Raw genomic sequence first — 17,803 nt, 5'->3', positions numbered from 1 at the left:
GGACGGGACTCGAACCCGCGACCTCCGCCGTGACAGGGCGGCATTCTAACCAGCTGAACTACCGGATCAATTTTTTTAAAAGAAATTGAGAAAACTCTGCGATCCGGACGGGACTCGAACCCGCGACCTCCGCCGTGACAGGGCGGCATTCTAACCAGCTGAACTACCGGATCATTATTTGAAAGAACATCGTTTCTTTTTCGTGGTTGCAAAATTACAACTTTTTTTGTTATCTGCAAATTATTTTAAAAAAAATGCCTTCCAATACTGGAAGGCGTTCATTATCAAACTTATTTTTTTATAAGTGAGCGCTTAATTTTTCAGCGATTACCTCTTTTGGAGCTACACCTACTAATTTATCTACTACTTCTCCATTCTTAAAAATAAGAACTGTAGGAATATTTCTGATACCATACTGCATAGAAATCTCCTGGTTGTTGTCTACATCTACTTTTCCAACTACTGCTTTACCTTCAAAATCTGATGCTACTTCTTCGATGATTGGTCCTAAAGTTCTACAAGGTCCACACCATACTGCCCAGAAGTCTACTAATACCGGTTTGTCTGATTTTAAAACCGTATCCTGAAATGAGCTGTCTGTAATTTCTAAAGCCATTTTTGTTTCTTTTATTTTAATTAATATTATTTTCTTTTAATCCTTTATTTGGATATCCAAAATTACGCTTTTTAGAGCACAAGCCTATCTATGCTCAACATTAGTTTTTTCTATAGTGTAATCGCTTGAAATTTCCTTTAATGCATTGACCAATGTATCGATCTCCGCTTTGGTCGTCATATGGCTGAACGAGATACGTAATGGAGTACAGTGATCCATTTCGTCCTCAGAAAGTACCATCATCATAACCATTGAAGGTTTTGACGCTCCTGATGAGCATGCACTTCCCTGAGAGATGGCAATCCCTTTCATATCTAATTGAAGTCCTATGAGTGGATTTTTATAAGGTAATAAAGCACTTAAAACGGTATAAAGACTGTTTTCCTTTTCAGCACTTCTTCCATTGAATTTAATTCCTTCTATTTCAGCAGAAAGTCTTTCAATTGCATAATCCTTGATACTCTGCATATGGTTGGTATAGTCCTCCATATGATTCAGCGAAAGTTCTAATGCTTTTCCTAATCCTACGATACCACAAACATTTTCAGTTCCTGCTCTAAGACTTCTTTCCTGAGGTCCTCCGGTAATAATTCCTTTTAAACCTGTTGCTTTTCTGATAAACGCAAATCCAGCTCCTTTTGGACCATGAAATTTATGGGCACTGCAGGATGCAAAATCTACAGGAATATCAGAGAAGTCAAGGTTCATATGAGCCATTGTCTGTACCGTATCTGAGTGGAAAAGTGCATGGTATTCTTTGCACAGCTGGGCAACCTGTTTAAGGTTGATGATATTCCCAATTTCGTTGTTGGCATGCATTAAGCTTACCAATGTTTTTTTATCTGAAGCTTTTAAAAGTTCTTCTAATTTAGCAAGATCAATATCTCCTTTTTCATTCGGGCGGATATAGTTTACTTCTACTCCTTTTCTGCTTTTCATATCCAGAATACTTTCAGAAACGCATTTATGTTCCAGAGGAGAACTGATGATTCTTTCTACTCCAAGGTGTTCTACCGAGGATTTGATGATCATATTGTTTGATTCGGTACCACAGGAAGTGAAAATGATTTCAGCAGGAGTTACATGAAGATAGTCTGCAACCTGTCGTCTTACATTTTCAATAAGGATTTTTGCTTCCTGACCAAAACTGTGTGTTGAAGACGGGTTTCCGAAATTCATTTTCATAGTGCCAACCATTGCATCTATAACTTCTTCTGCAAGCGGAGTGGTTGCGGCATTATCTAAATATACTTTATCCATTATTATTTTGAATATTTTAATTGTACAGAGGTAAATTTATAATCTGTGGGAACAGTAAATATAAACCAAGGGCTTGAAATCACCTGAATTTCCATTCCACCGGAAGGTTCTCCAGCCGGAACTTCTACATACAGAATCTGATTTTTCACAGATATACTTTTGATCTCTTCAATTTTGTGGCTCCCAGATCTGAAGGTTCCCAAATTGTATAAAACGACTTTTTTATTTTTCGGAAACTGCGGATATTTGATATAAGATTCTTTTCCTATTTCTGAAATACCAAAACTTCCGCTGATAATGTTGCGGAAATCCTTTTCTTCTTTAATAATTCTAAAGCCGGGAGTATCTGCCCCTCCCTGGGATTCAGAGACGAGAAGTTCAGCATTTCCCTGCACAGGAGAAGACTTCTGAGATGAAGTGCTTGCACAGCTCATGAAAATTGCTGTACATGCGATTAACAGGCTTTTCATTTTTTACAATTTTATCTCCCAAAATTAGTGAAAAAATTGGTAATGTCCCTCATTTGCCCATTTCAACATTGGCCGATCTCCTGAAGTATCACCAAATGCAATAATTTTATCGTATTTAGAATCGTTAATTTCTTCTTTAATTCTTACCAGTTTTTCTTTCCCGTTACAGTTTTTTCCTATAAAATTTCCAGTGAAAACTCCGTTCTTAAACTCTGCCCGCGTAGAAACAAGCTCCATTTTCAGTTCATCAGCGAAAGGCTTCACCCAGATATCTAATGAAGCGGTTACCAATAAACTCTGTGTATTATTCCTATCGATATTTTTTATAAAGTCTAATGCATTTTCCCGCACTATTTTAGGATAATGGTGTTCAAAAAATTGTTTGGATTTCTGTTCAATCTTTTCCTGAGTCTGACCTCTTAAAATAGAACCGATAAAGCTTTTTTTCACTTTTTCTGTTTCAGCCAGTTTCAGCTTCAGCAGAATAAAAAGAGGTACATGTCTTAAAAATTGTATACGATATTTTGTAGAATCGTAAAATTTAAGATACATAAACATCGTATCTTTATAAGTAAGGGTTCCGTCAAAATCAAAACAATACAATTTTTTCATTTTTTAAAGCTTTAATTTCTTGAATATAAACTCAGGGATATTCCTGATAATCATCATAATAATACCCCAAACCGGCAAAACATATGCCACGTTTCTCTGCTTTTTGAAGGCTTTGTAAATACAGGAAGCAGCCTGCTTGGGAGTTGCTGTCAGTTTCGGATTTAAAGGAAGACCTTCTGTCATCTTAGTTTCCATAAACCCCGGTTTTATGGTAAGTACGTGTACTTTTTTATCAAAAAGATAGTTTCTTAAACCGCTCAGATAAGCAGTAAAAGCTGCTTTTGCACTTCCATAGATAAAATTGCTCTGTCTTCCCCGGTCTCCTGCCACGGATGAAAGCCCGATAATCGTTCCTGATCTTCTGCTTTCAAACTTATGGGCAAAATAATTCATCACCGGAACCAGTTTTGAATAATTGATATCAATGATACGTTCTGTATTTCTGTTATCATACAATCCTTCCTCGGTTCCTTCTCCTAAATATCCTACGGCACAAAATAATACATTTGAATTGATATAATCAAATCTATTGTAATCAATTTCTTTTGTCAGATCCAGTTCAATGACTTCCGCCTGCTGCAGAAACTTTACATCAATGTGTCTCGCAAAACGCTCTGTAGTTTCTTTATTTGAGGTAAAAAGATAGATTTTTTCAAACTTTTCTCCTTCCTGAAGTGCTTTTTCCACAAAAGCCTGTGCCACTTCAGATGTACTTCCCAGAACTATCATTATGAATTGTTATTTATGATTCTTTTGTGCTGTAAAGACACAAATTTAGGATTTTGAATATTTTTCAGGTAGCTGGTAAGGGATGATCTGCTCATGCTGTCTTTGGTAAGATAAATTCTTCCTCCAAACTCCTGAACAATAGCATCCAGCTGATCTACCAGTTTTTTCAGTTTTGAATTAACTTTAAAATCCAGAGCCAACGTATATCCTTCCACAGGAAATGAGTTGTAAGCCTGAGGGTTGTTCTTTCCAAAAAGTTTTAAAACCGCTAAGAATGATCCGTTCCCGCTTTGGGCAATCGTTTCAAGGATTCTTTTCATTCCTTCTTTTCCCGCTTCTTTAGGAATTACCATCTGGTATTGTATAAAACCGGACTTCCCATAGATCTTATTCCAATCTGTGATAGCATCCAATGGATAGAAAAACGTCTCATAGTCGATAAAGTTTTTCACTTCTTTTTTAGACTGTTTTTTATAGTACAACCAGTTGAATATTTTTACGGTAAGAGCATTCAGTACAAATCCCGGAAAATAAAAAGGAACGGTAGGCTGCAGTTTTTTCTTTAATCTTAAAGGTGTTTTTGAAAAACTCTGAGGAAGTTCATGCTGAAACGCATGTTCTCCTCTCATGAGAATACTTCTTCCGATATTTTTTCCTTTCTGAAGACAATCAATCCAGGCAACTGTGTAAGTCCAGTTTTCACTTTCATCAAACAGCTTAAATATCTCATCCAGATTTTCCGCTTTGATGCTTTCCTGGCGAATATATGCGGACTCTATATTTTTAAGTTTAAATTTTGCGGTAAGAATAATCCCTGTAAGTCCCATTCCACCAATGGTAGCCCAGAACTTTTCTGAATTCTCCTCTCTGGAGCAGGTGATAATTTCACCTTTCTCAGTCATTAGCTTAAACTCGATCACATATTCTGAAAAACATCCTTCTGCATGATGGTTTTTTCCATGAACATCGGAAGCAATAGCTCCTCCTACTGATACAAATTTTGTCCCGGGAGTAACGTATAGAAAGTACCCCTGTGGAACAGCTATTTCCAGTACATCTGAAAGCAGCACTCCGGATTCACATTCTATGATCCCGTTCAAACGGTCAAAATTGATGAATTTATTTAATTTTTTAGTTGAAAATATAGATTCTCCCAACGAAGCATCTCCGTAACATCTCCCATTTCCTCTCGCAATAACTTCGTTGTGATTGAGCACAAATTCTTTTATTCTTCTGAAACTGTCCTCAGATCTCATTTCCTTCTCCACTATAGGGAAATTTCCCCAGTTTGTAACTTTCTGTATGAAATTCGGTTTCATTTCTTAAAATAAATTTGAATTAAAAATGCAACTACCCAAAGCAATAAAGTAACCTGTATGTAACGGTCTCTGTAAACAATTTTTGTAGGAGATTCCGTTCTGTTATAAACCAGTGTCTGCTGAAGATATCTTAACAACGCAAATACAACGAAAATCACAGTATAAAAAACTCTTTCATGAAATCTTTCCTGAACTTCCGGAGAAAGGGTAAACATCAGATAGCAAACAATAGCCAGTGTAATAGAAATGGATAAGGCTATATCCGCAAACTGCACATTGTATCCATCCAGTGCTTTTCTTGTTTTTCCTGAAACCTGGGCATTGATAAGTTCTCCCCTTCTTTTTCCTATAGCCAATACCAAAGCCAATACAAATGTCAGGAGAATCGCCCATTGTGAGATACTGATTCCTGTAATATAACCTCCAGCCAGTACACGCAATACGAATCCTATAGCAATGATAAAGATATCAATGATAGGAACATGCTTCAGCCTGAAAGTATAGGCAAGATTCATAATCACATAAAACCCTATGATGATTGCAAATTTCCAAAGAAATTCATGGAAATAAAGTTGAGTAAAAAATACAAGACCAATATCTGCAATGATAAGGCCTATCAGAATTCCTATCGCTTTTGATTTTGAAATAGCTCCACTCGCCAAAGGTCTTCTCCTTTTTTCGGGGTGTTTTCTGTCTGCTTCAATATCATTGTAATCATTCAGGATATAGACAACACTTGCTGCAAGCGAAAATATGACAAATGCAAAAATGCTTTTGAGCAGCAGATCTACATTGGTAATATTACCTGAAAAGAATAGAGGGACAAATACAAAAAGGTTTTTCACCCATTGCTCCACACGGAGCAGTTTTAAATATTTCTTCATTTATGTTATTTCAAATACAAAAATAATAAATTCAAAATTTCTAGCATAAAAATACAAAAAAAACCGCCGGGGCGGTCTTTTACGAAAATATTTATATATTAAATTAACTATTGCCCTTGTTTGGCATCGTTAATCATTTTTTCATTGGCAGTAATAGCAAACTCTACTCTTCTGTTTTTAGCTCTTCCTTCATCGGTATCGTTGCTTGCTACAGGCATTGCTTCACCTTCACCTTTTGTAAACATTCTGCTTGATGCAATTCCTTTTCCTGATAAATATGCTTTCACAGCGTCTGCTCTTCTTTGAGAAAGTTTAAGGTTGTACTCATCCGAACCTTTGCTATCTGTATGACCATAAATGTTGATATTAGTATCTGGGTTGTTAACCAGTACTTCAGCTAATTTATCAAGGTTTGTCTGTGCAACAGAAGTAAGGTTTGAAGAGTCGAAAGCGAAGTTAACAATACTTTCATTCATGGTTACTTTAATACCATCTCCTACTCTTTCTACCTGAGCTCCTGGTAAAGTTTCTTTAATATCTTTAGCCTGCTTATCCATTTTGTTACCGATAACGTTACCTGCAACACCACCGATAATACCTCCTAATACAGCTCCGATAGCTCCGTTTCCTCCTTTACCTACATTGTTACCAAGGATACCTCCAAGTACTGCTCCTGAAGCAACACCTACTGCTGTACCTCTTTGTTGGTGATTTGAATTCTGAACCGCTTCACAGCTTGTCAATAATAATGCTGATGACAAGAAAAGGGCTCCTACGTATGTTTTTGTAAATTTCATTTTTTTGATCTTTTATGTTGATAAATTATTTCATCCCTGCTCTCTGGAAGTTGTAAACTACTTTTACATTACCTCCTTCAAAAGGAACATCTTGCTCAAGTGAAAACTGATCTGTAGTCTGATTGATCATGGTAAGGCTGTAACCAGCTGTATTTTGTTTTGCTTTAGTACCTGAAGCAATTTTTTTAAACATAAACGTATTACCGCCTTTTACTTCAAATTTGATTGGTTGTGTAATTGCCGGGCAATCTCCACCACCGTTTAAAGTATACGCTCCTGTCCAGTTATTAGGAATCAATCTCCAGTGGCTTCCTACGAAACACTGTGCGTCTGCACCTTCGTCAAAAGGTTTAATTTTATAACCTTTATCATAATCTATGCTCACAATCTGCCAGTCTCCTTTCATTTTAAGGAAGTCGGCTCTTTGATTTTGAGATGTAGCTGCTTTGTTAACAGAGGAACACGAAACTGCAAAAAGTGATGTTCCCAACATCCCTGCAAGTAGTAACTTTTTCATTTTGTTGTTTATTATTTTGTTACTATAAAGTTACAAAAAACCGTGCCAAAATTTAAAATAAAAAATAAAAAGTCCGAAAAAATTCGGACTCTTTATGGTTTCTCCTTAAACAGAGGGAGATAAATTATTTTTTAACAGCCTTTTTTACGGATTTCGAAGGCTTGGCAGTGCCTGAAGGTTTCCCTTTGTAGAAATTCGTATACGCATATTCTGCGGCTTTTTTCAGGTCGATAACTCCACCAGCCTGAGACTGATCACCAAATCCATCTGCAGTACTTGGATTGCTGCTTTTCACAAGAGCTTCGATAATCTGATAAGGTTTCAGATCCGGCATATAAGCCAGTAAAACAGCGGCTCCTCCGGCTACAACAGGGGAAGCCATAGAAGTACCCTGAAGATATTTATATTCATTTTTAGGAACGGTAGAATAGATTTCCTCTCCCGGAGCAAAAACATTCACCATCTTTTTATTGTAATTAGAAAAATCTGCTCTCAGAGCATTGTTTTTATTGGTACTTGCCCCTACTACAAGAACGTTGCTTACAAAAGGTTTTTCGTCTGTAACGTTTTTAAAGTTCGTAGGATAAGCCAAGTGCTCTGCTACATCTTCATTTTCGTTACCTGCAGCCTTTACTAAAAGAACGCCTTTATCTTCAGCATATTTGAAAGCATCCCACACCACATTTTTACCTGGAGAAACAGGCTTACCGAAGCTCATGTTTAATACTTTCGCACCGTTATCTACAGCATATCTAATGGCATTGGCAACGTCTTTATCTCTTTCATCACCATTAGGTACTGTTCTTACAGACATGATCTTAGCTACTTTGGAAGCGACTCCGTACTGCACTTCTTTTCCTTGCGGAAGTCCTGCAATAATACCTGCCACGTGGGTTCCATGTTCTGCATCAGGTCCTTCATAGTGATTATTCCCATAGATTTTTTCAGAATAATCATCGTAGTTATCCCCTACAATCTCTTTTCTTGGGTCATAAGAAAGGTCATATTGTTTTGCTGCAGGAGCAAAATGATCGATGGCTTCTTTCATTTGCTCTTTCATCTCTTTTTCAAATGCCTCTGCTGATTTTCCTTTGAATTCCGGGCTTTGTGAAATCTGTCCTAAAAAATCCAGGGCAATCGCGTCTCTCTGATCCGTTGGAGCTTTGATAGCGGCAATAGTTTCAGCGGTTACAGGCTTACCTCCTAATAGCTTTACCATATTAGGAATCAACTCATTCAGCATAGAATAGGTCTGAAAGTTTTGTTTCGCCTCGATACTTTTCTTGTTGAACATATCTTTGGCTTTCATGTACATCTCAAACTCCTCCTTCATTTTCGCCTGGTTGGCTTTATTTTTTGTGGAATCATCTCCTTCGAAAACTGGCTTATATTTGGCAACAACTCTTGTTACTTCCATATTATCGATATCAATATCACCGTTTTTACCTCCTATGAAATTCCATCCGTGTACATCATCAATATATCCGTTTCCATCGTCATCTTTACCATTTCCAGGAACTTCATTAGGGTTTGACCATAGGTTTTTTACCAATCCGGGGTGATCTACCTGTACTCCACTGTCTAACACTCCCACCACTACGGTTTTAGGCTTCAGGCCTTTAGATTCCAAGTATTTATAAGCATTTGCTGTATTTACCCCATATACTTTTGAAGTTGCAAAATCTTTATGATACCATGTCATCAGATCTTTATCTTCGTTGGGATCAATACTTTTAGCTTTAGACTCCTGTGCAAAAGAGAAACTAAAACCTGCTAAAAAAACTGCAGCTAATAATACCTTTTTCATATGTTGATATTTAATTTTTTAAAGACATATTCCAATCGCCACCTTCATGTTTTTTATCCTGAAAATTTCATCAAAAGCGATGGTATGCTAATATGATTGTTTTACATTTTTTATATATACCAATGATTCCGGGCCTTTATTACAAATAAGGTCAAGAACCGAAAGATCTTTCACAAATCCTAATTTATCAGAAAATGTCTGGTAATATTCTTCCATCTGAAACTCTGAAGGAAGCTTTGCCGAAAACTTTTCTCTGAAATTAATACTCTCCGGATTTTTGATATATTCTTCATTCAAAGAGTGTGCCTTTTCTGTTTTCAGTATCTGTTGGATCACTTCTATCCCTTTAAGGTTAAAATCCAGAAGGAACTTTTCTTTAAGGTCAAATATTTTTCTGAACTTATCTTCATAGTATTCGAAATAAGGAGAGCTCTGGTATGCTGTTTTGATTGATTTCCAGTGCAGGGTTCTCCAGTCTTCACGGTAAGAGATTTCAACATCTTTGAATTCTCTTTTTCCGTTATGGTTAATAGGAATTATTAATGACAATTTTCCGTTGGCGCCATAAATATTGGCTCTGTTTCTGTATGTCTGCTTCGGGAAATTTTCAAACTGTTCAAATACAATTTCATTCTCAGGATTCAAAAACACTGAGAACCATGAGATTGGGGGCATATAAAATGCCGGCAATAATACATTCGTCATATTCATAATGCAAAAATGAAGTATTTTTTCAAATACTTCATTCTATTTTAAGTTTAATTTTTCTATTAGTCGTCTTCAGTTTTTTTCTTTCCGAATAATTTCACGAAATACTCCCATCCGAAGAATAAGATCAGGATCATCGCTGCAACCCACCAGTAAGAGGTTTTATTGGCTTCTCCTGTATTGGTAGCTTTGAACATTCTTTCCCAACGGATTTTAAATGGTGCCTGATAAGTAGAACTGCTGTCAGAGAATGCACCCTGAAGGCTCATCCATGTAAACATTGGTTTTCCAACAATATTTTCTTCCGGAACGAAACCAAAGAATCTCGCATCTAATGAAGCATCTCTGTTATCTCCTATCATCATATAATAATCCTGCTGAATAGTATACTGATTCGCTTCTTTACCATTAATGAAGATCTTTCCGTTCTTTTTCTCCAAGCTGTTGTGCTCATATTCAGAAATGATCCACTGGTACATTGGCAGTGTTTCCTGATTGATTGCTACTACATCTCCTTTTTTAGGAATTCTGACAGGTCCGTACCAATCCTGATTCCAAGGTTTATTGATTGGGAAAATAGATTGTGTTGTATCGATTTTAGTTTTAGCTTCGTCTCTGTAATATACTGCAGCTTCTCCTTTTGGTGAAACTTCTTCCTTCATATCAATAACATGAGGAAGTTCTTTAATTTCTTTAGCAATTTTATCCGTTAAGCCCTGGAATCCATAAAGGAAACCTCCGTTATTCTGCTGTACTTCCTGAACCGGTAAGAATCCATAAGCTTTATATAAAGTAGGGATATCTAATTGAGCATCCGTCGTTACAAGGTATCTGTGCTGTACTTCCTGGTCTCCTAAAACAGTCTCCGGTTTTCCGTTCACGAAAAGTCTTCCGGCTCTCATTTCAAAAGTATCTCCTGCTGTCGCAACACATCTTTTTACGTAAGGATCTTTTCTGTCAATAGCAGTATGTACTGAATCCTGAGGATAGTTGAAAACAACTACATCATTTTTCTGTGGTTTATTGAATTGTAAAATTCTTGTATAAGGAAGCTTTACTCCATCTACATAAGATTTCGGATCATCTTTAGGATTTCCTTTCTGTCCTGTATCCATAATGGTTCCCTGAAGGAAAGGTATTGCTACCGGACGCATTGGAAGTCTGTATCCATAACTCCATTTGTTTACGAAAAGGAAGTCACCCACCAATAAAGTTCTTTCCATAGATCCTGTAGGAATCCCGAAAGGCTGTGTTACAAAAACGTGAATAATAGTAGCAAAGACTACGGCAAAGGTAATGGAACCAATGAATGTATCTTTCTTCTTATCATTTTTCTCTTCATCTGTAAGAAACAGATCGTTGGCATTTTCATCTTCTAACTCTACATCTTTAGAATAGTTGATGACCGCCATATAAATAAACGGCAGAATCACGGTAAGAATCTGATCTTTGAAAAGTGTTTTGCCGAACTTCTTCACTAAGTAAAGGTGGAAAACAGACATCATGATTGGTCCTACTATCGGAAGATAAGAAAGGATTGCCCACCATTTCGGATGTTTTGTTTCTTTAAGAATAATGAAATAGTTGTAGAAAGGGATAAAAGCAAACAAAGGGCTGTATCCCATTTTTTTGAACAGTTTCCAAGATGAAATCCCCATTAATACTGATAATATGAGGACATATACTGTATAAGTTAAAAAATAATTCATAAATTTTTGTGCCTATTCTTAAGATATAAATAATAAAAATGATGAGTAATAAATGATAAAAGCATCCGCTGTTTACAATTCACTATTCATCATTTTCTGCTTATTGGTCTGCAATTTACAGAATTTGTTACAAATTAAAGCCCCAAAACGTCTTTCATTGCGAAGTTTCCTTTTTTATCTTTAATCCACTCGGCAGCCACTACAGCTCCCAGTGCAAAACCGTTTCTGTTGAAAGCGGTATGCTTGATCTCAATTTCGTCTACTTCACTTCTATAATATACGCTGTGTGTTCCCGGAACTTCGTCTTCACGTACCGCAAAAATTCCAAGCTGCTTGCCTTCTGTTTCTTCCAGCTTCCAGGCATCGAATTTCGGATTGTTTTGAATGATTCCTTCTGCAATGGAAATTGCTGTTCCACTTGGAGCATCTTTTTTATGGATGTGGTGAATTTCTTCCAGCTGACAAGAGTATTCATCAACGTTTTTCATCAGAGCCGCCAGCTTTTCGTTGAGCGCAAAGAATAAATTCACACCTAAACTAAAGTTTGAACCATATAAGAAAGCAGTGCCATTATCTACCGCCAGTTTTTCAATTTCAGCTTTTTGATCAAGCCATCCTGTTGTTCCGCAGATCACCGGAATTTTATTTTCAAGACAAGCTTTGATGTTTTCAAATGCAACTTCCGGTAATGAGAATTCAATCACAACATCCGGATTATTAAGATTCTCAGCAGTGGGGGTTTCCTTCAGACGGGCAACTACTTCATGACCTCTCTTCTGTGCGATCTCATCAATGATCTTACCCATTTTACCGTAACCGACTAATGCTATTTTCATATAATCTTTTTATTTTTTAATCTGCATCCGATCCTCAGAACTTCTGCAGGTGTATTGTCTTTTAAAATCTATAACTTAAACTGAATCCTGTTTTTGGTGCGCTGTACCCATACTGATCCTGAATAACCGATGGTTTAAAAACCAAATCCGGGTCATGGCGGCTTTCGTAAAGGTGAGCATCTACTACAGCATCTACAATATTCAGAATATAGATCAAACCTGTAATGGCAATGGCATAATCCCTTTGTCTTTTGGCTCTGTCCTGTGCGTTACCCAAAGCTTTTTTGTCCAGCCACGGGTGACTGTCTACAAATTCATTAGGAGTACCATTCAGTTTTGCCACGTAATACTCGCGGTATTTTTTGTATTGATTATCATTCCATACGGCAATACCGACACCAGCACCTACCGCTCCCCAAACAATGGGAATTTTCCAGTATTTTTTGTTATAAAACTGTCCTAATCCCGGTAAAACAGCAGAATATAATCCCGCTCTGGTAGGGTTTAGCTTTATGGTTTTTGCTGTGGGACCATTCGCTTTTTCAAGATCTTCAATAATCTTTGCTTCTGTTTTGCTTGGTTTTACCACACGAGGTTCTTCTTTCGGAAGAGTCTGCATCCGAACGGTATCGATAGGTTTTACTTGTGAGTAAACCAGTGCAGCGATACACAAGAAAAATGTGAAAAATATTTTCTTCATTTATTTAATATGGGATAAAATATATTCCAGCTCTTCTTCATTTTTGAAGTCCAGAACAATTTTACCTTTTTTACCATTTCCAGAAGATTTGATTTCTACTTTTACGTCTAAGATATCTGCGATGGTCTTCTGGGCTTTTTTATAATTATTGGAAAGCTCCACTTTTGCTTTTTTGGCAGCAGGAGACTTCGGATTCTTCAATGCAGCAGCAGCCTGTTCAGCCTGACGAACGTTTAATTTTTCTTTGATAATAAGATCAAATAAAACCTGCTGATCTTCTTCACTTTCAAGACTGATAATCGCTCTTCCGTGTCCTGCAGAAATCTCACCGCTTCTGATGGCATTCTGAATATCCGGATTTAATCTTAACAGTCTGATAGAATTGGTAATGGTACTTCTGTCCTTTCCTATTCTCTGGCTCAGGTTTTCCTGAGTAAGACCGATTTCCTCTAAAAGCCTATGATAGGTTAACGCTATTTCGATAGCATCAAGGTCTTCTCTCTGGATATTTTCAACAAGAGCCATCTCAAGAAGCTCCTGGTCATTTACTAAACGGATATAGGCAGGAATAGTCGTTAATCCTGCAATTTTGGTTGCCCTGTAACGTCTTTCCCCGGAAATGATTTCAAACTTTTCACCGTCTTTTCTTAAGGTAATCGGCTGGATTACGCCTAAGTTTTTAATGGACTGTGCAAGTTCGTTTAATGCTTTTTCATCAAAATAAGTTCTCGGCTGCGTTGGGTTCGGATAGATATCTTCAAGCGCAACTTCCACAATATTTCCCACAAACTTATCTGCTCCTTCATCAGTAGCGGAATTGATAGTTGCTTTGGATTCTGCACTTAAAATGGCACCCAAGCCGCGTCCCATAGCTCTTTTTTTGTCCTTCATAGATATAATTGATAAATGATGTTTAAAAAGTGATGCCTAGCAATCACCTGTTGGCCATTTATTATTAATTTAATTCTTTATTAAGTTTTCATTCTTCAAAAGAACTTCTTCAGCTAACTGAATATACTGAACGGCTCCTTTACTTTCTGCATCATAGTTCAGGATACTTTCTCCAAAACTTGGTGCTTCACTCAATCTTACATTTCTGCTGATGATAGTTTCAAAAACCATTTCAGGGAAATGTAGATTTACTTCTTCAACAACCTGATTGGATAATCTCAATCGGCTGTCATACATGGTTAAAAGAAGACCTTCTATTCCAAGATCTTTATTGTGAATCTTCTGAACATTTTTAACGGTATTCAACAATTTCCCAAGCCCTTCTAATGCAAAATACTCACACTGGATCGGAATAATTACAGAGTCTGCTGCCGTAAGCGCATTCACGGTAATAAGACCTAAACTTGGTGCACAGTCGATGATAATATAATCATAATCATCTCTTACACTTGCCAATGCTTTTTTCAGCATATACTCACGGTCTTCCTTGTCTACCAACTCTATTTCCGCTGCTACAAGGTCGATGTGTGACGGGATAATATCCAGATTTGGAGTCGCCGTTCTTTTGATACACACTCTTGTATCTGCACTGTGCTCCAGTAGATTATAGGTAGAATACTGAACATCTTCAACACCCAGACCGGATGTTGCATTCGCCTGAGGGTCAGCATCAATGATTAATATTCTTTTTTCCAATACTCCTAATGCTGCTGCCAAATTTACAGCGGTGGTAGTTTTACCAACACCTCCTTTTTGATTAGCAATACCTATGATTTTTGCCATTATTAGAACTTTAAGTTTCAAAAATACACTTTTTTCTTTGCTCTCGGTGAGTGGAGAAAATCAAAATTGAGTTAAAATATTGTTAATAAGCAATTTAACGATAAAAAAAATTATCCACAAAAAAAAATCTTTGTGGATAACTATTTGAAATTTACTTTTCCGTATTAATTCTCAAATTTCATGGAGATAGGAAATTTGAAATAACTTCTTACATATTCTCCTTTTTTGTTTTTGGCCGGGATCCATTTTCCTCTGTTGGAAATCATTTTAATTGTTCTCATTGCCTCATTATTAAAATCGGCGTTGGTTCCGTTAGCTTTTACCCCTGAGATGGTTCCGTCCATTTCTACAATAAAGGTAACTGTCGTTTTTACAACCTCATCTGATTCTACTCCTGAACCATCGAAGCTGTTCATTACTTTATTTCTGAAGGAGTCTATTCCTCCTGCAAAACTAGCTTCTACGCTAGGATCTTTATCAATAACTGAAGGATCTGTTTTTTCAACCACCGGATCTGCTTTTACAGCTGGCGGTCCATCACCTCCGATAACCCTTGGTACAATAGGAATATAGGTGGTATTTGGAGTTTCTTTACCTTCTGATGTTTGTGTACTTGCTACCGCGTTAATTTTATCCTCAACTTGCTTTTCATTGGTAACAATTGCTTTAGGCTCCGGCAATCTGTCATCATATGTTTTTACAGCAGGAGCTGGTGGAGTGGGTTTTACAATTTGTACCGGCTGATCTTTCGGCTTTTCTACCTCCTGAATTTCAACGACTCTCGGAAGTTCATATATTGTTCCGACAGGCTCGTCAACAGGTTTCATTGCAGAAATCACAAACGGTGTAATGGATACTGCGGCCATTAAACTTGCTCCGATAAAAAGCGCTTTTGTTAATATTCTATCTGATTCGTTTCTTAATACATAGGCACCATAGTCTTTATTGCGGTGCTCAAACAGAACTTCGTTAAAACGAAATTCCTGGTTTTGGTTATGTTGTTTCATCACTACTACTATTTAAACTGTTAAAAATTGTGATTATTAGTTTTGTTAGCTCTTATCGATAAGCAATGTTGTAATATCAAAACATCTGCCAAAATTTTAGCAAAACAACATAATATTAGAAAATTTTATGATAATGTTTAAATTTTAACATTTACAAATAGAAAGTTTATCTAGAAAAACACCATTATTTTTTATACAAATAAATAAGCCCAAATAACAGAGTACAAGTTGAGTAGAGATACTATAGAAGCAGTAGAATAAGAGTAACCGGTATTAATAATCCCAGCGCATTAATAATAATCAGAATAACAGAACTGATCTTTGTTTTCAAAAAGCTTTTTGCAGCAAAATAAATTCCACCCGTACTAAAAAGCAAACTGCAGACAATAAAAAGAATCAATACAAAATCTGAAATCGCACTAAGGGGCAAACCTAAATACACGATAAACAAAACAGCATAGGCAATCGTAAGGTATAAGCTGATGACGATATTGTCCAGAAAACGCTGGGGTATTTTATTCTCTTCCATTATTTTTTTTATTTATATTTTTCTACTAAAAACAAAAGTAGATAAAAATTCAAAACTGGAATCATCTCTTAATTGGCTGGCTCCTAACATCCTTGACAAGTCTGTAAAAGAAAATTTTAAACAAAAAAAGAGACCATCCAATGATAGTCTCTCTGTTATTTTATGTCTAAGAATATTAGAATAATTCTTTTCTGATGATGTTCTGACTTCTTTCAGGACCTACAGAAACTAAGTATACATTGATTCCTAAGTATTTCTCAATAAACTCGATGTATTTCTGAGCAGTGTCAGGAAGTTCATCATAGCTTCTTGCTTTTGTAATGTCTTCGCTCCAACCTGGTAAATCCTGATAGATTGGTTCGTAGTTGTATAATTTTTCTGTTGAAGAAGTGAAATAATCGATGATTTTTCCATCTTCAGTTTTGTAATGAGTTACTACTTTAAGGTTTTCAATTCCTGTAAGAACGTCAAGCTTAGTGATCACAAGGTTGTTGATTCCGTTGATCATACAAGCATGCTTCAAAGAAACAAGGTCTAACCAACCTGTTCTTCTTGGTCTTCCTGTAGTAGCACCGAATTCACCACCGATCTGTCTGATTTTTTCACCCAGTTCGTTATCTAATTCAGAAGGGAAAGGTCCGTTTCCTACTCTTGTACAGTAAGCTTTTGCTACTCCGATTAAGTTCTGAAGTGAAGTTGGCGGTACACCCGCTCCTGAACAAACACCTCCTGTAGATGGAGAAGATGAAGTTACGTATGGATATGTTCCGAAGTCGATATCAAGCATTAAAGCCTGAGCACCTTCGAACAATACGTTTTTACCATCTCTGATAGCCTCGTTCAGCTCTAATTCAGTATCAACGATTCTGTCCTGAAGCTGTTTTCCGATTGCTAAATATTCGTTGTAGATTTCTTCAACGTCTAAAGTTGGTTTTCCGTAATATTTTTCAAAAAGAGAGTTCTTAACTTTTAAGTTTTTCTCAATTTTGTCTCTTAAAATCTCAGGATTTAAAAGGTCTACCATTCTGATTCCAACTCTTGCAATTTTATCTTCATAACAAGGTCCGATTCCTTTCTTGGTAGTTCCGATCTGAGTTCCTCCGTGTTCCTCTTCACGGTAAGTATCCAAAAGGATGTGGTAAGGCATGATTACATGCGCTCTTCTGCTGATAAAGATATGATCTGTTCTCAAGCCTTTGCTCTCGATCTGACCAACTTCTTTAATGAAAGACTTAGGGTTTACCACTACTCCATTCGCAATGATACATTTCCCTTTGCATTGAAGAACTCCTGAAGGAAGAAGGTGTAGAACGAATTTTTCATCACCCACATAAACCGTGTGACCAGCGTTGTCTCCACCCTGGAAACGTACTACATAGTCCGATTTTGCTGATAAAACATCCGTGATTTTACCTTTACCTTCATCTCCGTACTGAAGACCTACAACTACATAAGTTGACATATTTTACTTTTGTTTTTAGATTCGTGCAAAATTACTTTTAAAAAAAATGACGACCAAATTATAGAGGATATTTATTTTTAGTTGGGGTGAAAATCATGAGATTATAT

The 17,803-nt window shown here is 36.7% G+C and carries 19 protein-coding genes and 1 tRNA gene; all 20 read right to left on the bottom strand.

Annotated features, from left to right (window positions below; translation table 11 throughout):
• Positions 1–99: 99 nt before the first annotated feature.
• A tRNA-Asp gene (locus tag ACMA47_RS23940) sits at positions 100–173 on the bottom strand.
• Positions 174–298: 125 nt separating this feature from the next.
• Positions 299–616, bottom strand: coding sequence for a thioredoxin (gene trxA, locus ACMA47_RS23935; RefSeq protein ID WP_027374941.1), 318 nt, complete (start codon positions 614–616; stop codon positions 299–301).
• A gap of 84 nt (positions 617–700) precedes the next feature.
• On the bottom strand, positions 701–1,876 hold the full coding sequence (locus ACMA47_RS23930; protein ID WP_413931812.1) for a cysteine desulfurase family protein: 1,176 nt from the start codon (positions 1,874–1,876) through the stop codon (positions 701–703).
• Positions 1,877–1,878: 2 nt separating this feature from the next.
• Entirely contained in the window at positions 1,879–2,346 is a 468-nt protein-coding gene (locus ACMA47_RS23925; protein WP_413931811.1) for a hypothetical protein, read from the bottom strand.
• Between the two features lie 24 nt (positions 2,347–2,370).
• On the bottom strand, positions 2,371–2,958 hold the full coding sequence (locus tag ACMA47_RS23920; protein WP_413931810.1) for an HAD family hydrolase: 588 nt from the start codon (positions 2,956–2,958) through the stop codon (positions 2,371–2,373).
• 3 nt (positions 2,959–2,961) lie between these two features.
• Positions 2,962–3,687, bottom strand: coding sequence for an SDR family NAD(P)-dependent oxidoreductase (locus ACMA47_RS23915; protein ID WP_413931809.1), 726 nt, complete (start codon positions 3,685–3,687; stop codon positions 2,962–2,964).
• Complete coding sequence (locus ACMA47_RS23910; protein WP_413931808.1) at positions 3,687–5,006, bottom strand: FAD-binding protein; 1,320 nt, start codon at positions 5,004–5,006, stop codon at positions 3,687–3,689. Before ACMA47_RS23910 ends, ACMA47_RS23915 begins: the two co-directional genes overlap by 1 nt.
• Positions 5,003–5,890 (bottom strand): decaprenyl-phosphate phosphoribosyltransferase, encoded by an 888-nt coding sequence (locus ACMA47_RS23905; RefSeq protein WP_413931807.1) that lies wholly within the window; start codon positions 5,888–5,890, stop codon positions 5,003–5,005. The genes ACMA47_RS23910 and ACMA47_RS23905 overlap by 4 nt, the downstream gene beginning before the upstream one ends.
• A gap of 107 nt (positions 5,891–5,997) precedes the next feature.
• Positions 5,998–6,687, bottom strand: a complete 690-nt coding sequence (locus ACMA47_RS23900; protein ID WP_034697463.1) for an OmpA family protein — start codon at positions 6,685–6,687, stop codon at positions 5,998–6,000.
• 25 nt (positions 6,688–6,712) lie between these two features.
• The gene (locus ACMA47_RS23895; RefSeq protein ID WP_413931806.1) at positions 6,713–7,204 is read right to left on the bottom strand and encodes a hypothetical protein; all 492 of its coding nucleotides are present in this window, start codon (positions 7,202–7,204) and stop codon (positions 6,713–6,715) included.
• A gap of 124 nt (positions 7,205–7,328) precedes the next feature.
• A complete protein-coding gene (locus ACMA47_RS23890) occupies positions 7,329–9,011 on the bottom strand; it encodes a S8 family serine peptidase (RefSeq protein ID WP_413931805.1) in 1,683 nt (560 codons plus the stop codon).
• 87 nt (positions 9,012–9,098) lie between these two features.
• Positions 9,099–9,722 (bottom strand): WbqC family protein, encoded by a 624-nt coding sequence (locus ACMA47_RS23885; protein WP_413931804.1) that lies wholly within the window; start codon positions 9,720–9,722, stop codon positions 9,099–9,101.
• Between the two features lie 59 nt (positions 9,723–9,781).
• A complete protein-coding gene (gene lepB / locus ACMA47_RS23880) occupies positions 9,782–11,428 on the bottom strand; it encodes a signal peptidase I (protein ID WP_413931803.1) in 1,647 nt (548 codons plus the stop codon).
• Between the two features lie 134 nt (positions 11,429–11,562).
• Positions 11,563–12,264 (bottom strand): 4-hydroxy-tetrahydrodipicolinate reductase, encoded by a 702-nt coding sequence (gene dapB / locus ACMA47_RS23875; RefSeq protein WP_253317278.1) that lies wholly within the window; start codon positions 12,262–12,264, stop codon positions 11,563–11,565.
• Positions 12,265–12,325: 61 nt separating this feature from the next.
• Entirely contained in the window at positions 12,326–12,964 is a 639-nt protein-coding gene (locus ACMA47_RS23870) for a DUF5683 domain-containing protein (protein ID WP_413931802.1), read from the bottom strand.
• Positions 12,965–13,855, bottom strand: coding sequence for a ParB/RepB/Spo0J family partition protein (locus ACMA47_RS23865; protein ID WP_034697457.1), 891 nt, complete (start codon positions 13,853–13,855; stop codon positions 12,965–12,967).
• A gap of 69 nt (positions 13,856–13,924) precedes the next feature.
• A complete protein-coding gene (locus tag ACMA47_RS23860) occupies positions 13,925–14,698 on the bottom strand; it encodes a ParA family protein (protein WP_002981269.1) in 774 nt (257 codons plus the stop codon).
• A gap of 164 nt (positions 14,699–14,862) precedes the next feature.
• Positions 14,863–15,705 (bottom strand): energy transducer TonB, encoded by an 843-nt coding sequence (locus ACMA47_RS23855; RefSeq protein ID WP_413931801.1) that lies wholly within the window; start codon positions 15,703–15,705, stop codon positions 14,863–14,865.
• A gap of 241 nt (positions 15,706–15,946) precedes the next feature.
• Positions 15,947–16,234, bottom strand: a complete 288-nt coding sequence (locus ACMA47_RS23850; protein WP_413931800.1) for a hypothetical protein — start codon at positions 16,232–16,234, stop codon at positions 15,947–15,949.
• A 175-nt stretch (positions 16,235–16,409) separates the two neighbouring features.
• Positions 16,410–17,696, bottom strand: a complete 1,287-nt coding sequence (locus ACMA47_RS23845; RefSeq protein ID WP_062676417.1) for an adenylosuccinate synthase — start codon at positions 17,694–17,696, stop codon at positions 16,410–16,412.
• Positions 17,697–17,803 lie beyond the last annotated feature (107 nt).

The sequence above is a fragment of the Chryseobacterium sp. T20 genome (genome assembly GCF_047345655.1).
Classification (GTDB): domain Bacteria; phylum Bacteroidota; class Bacteroidia; order Flavobacteriales; family Weeksellaceae; genus Chryseobacterium.
This window is presented reverse-complemented; position numbering and strand designations above follow the sequence as displayed.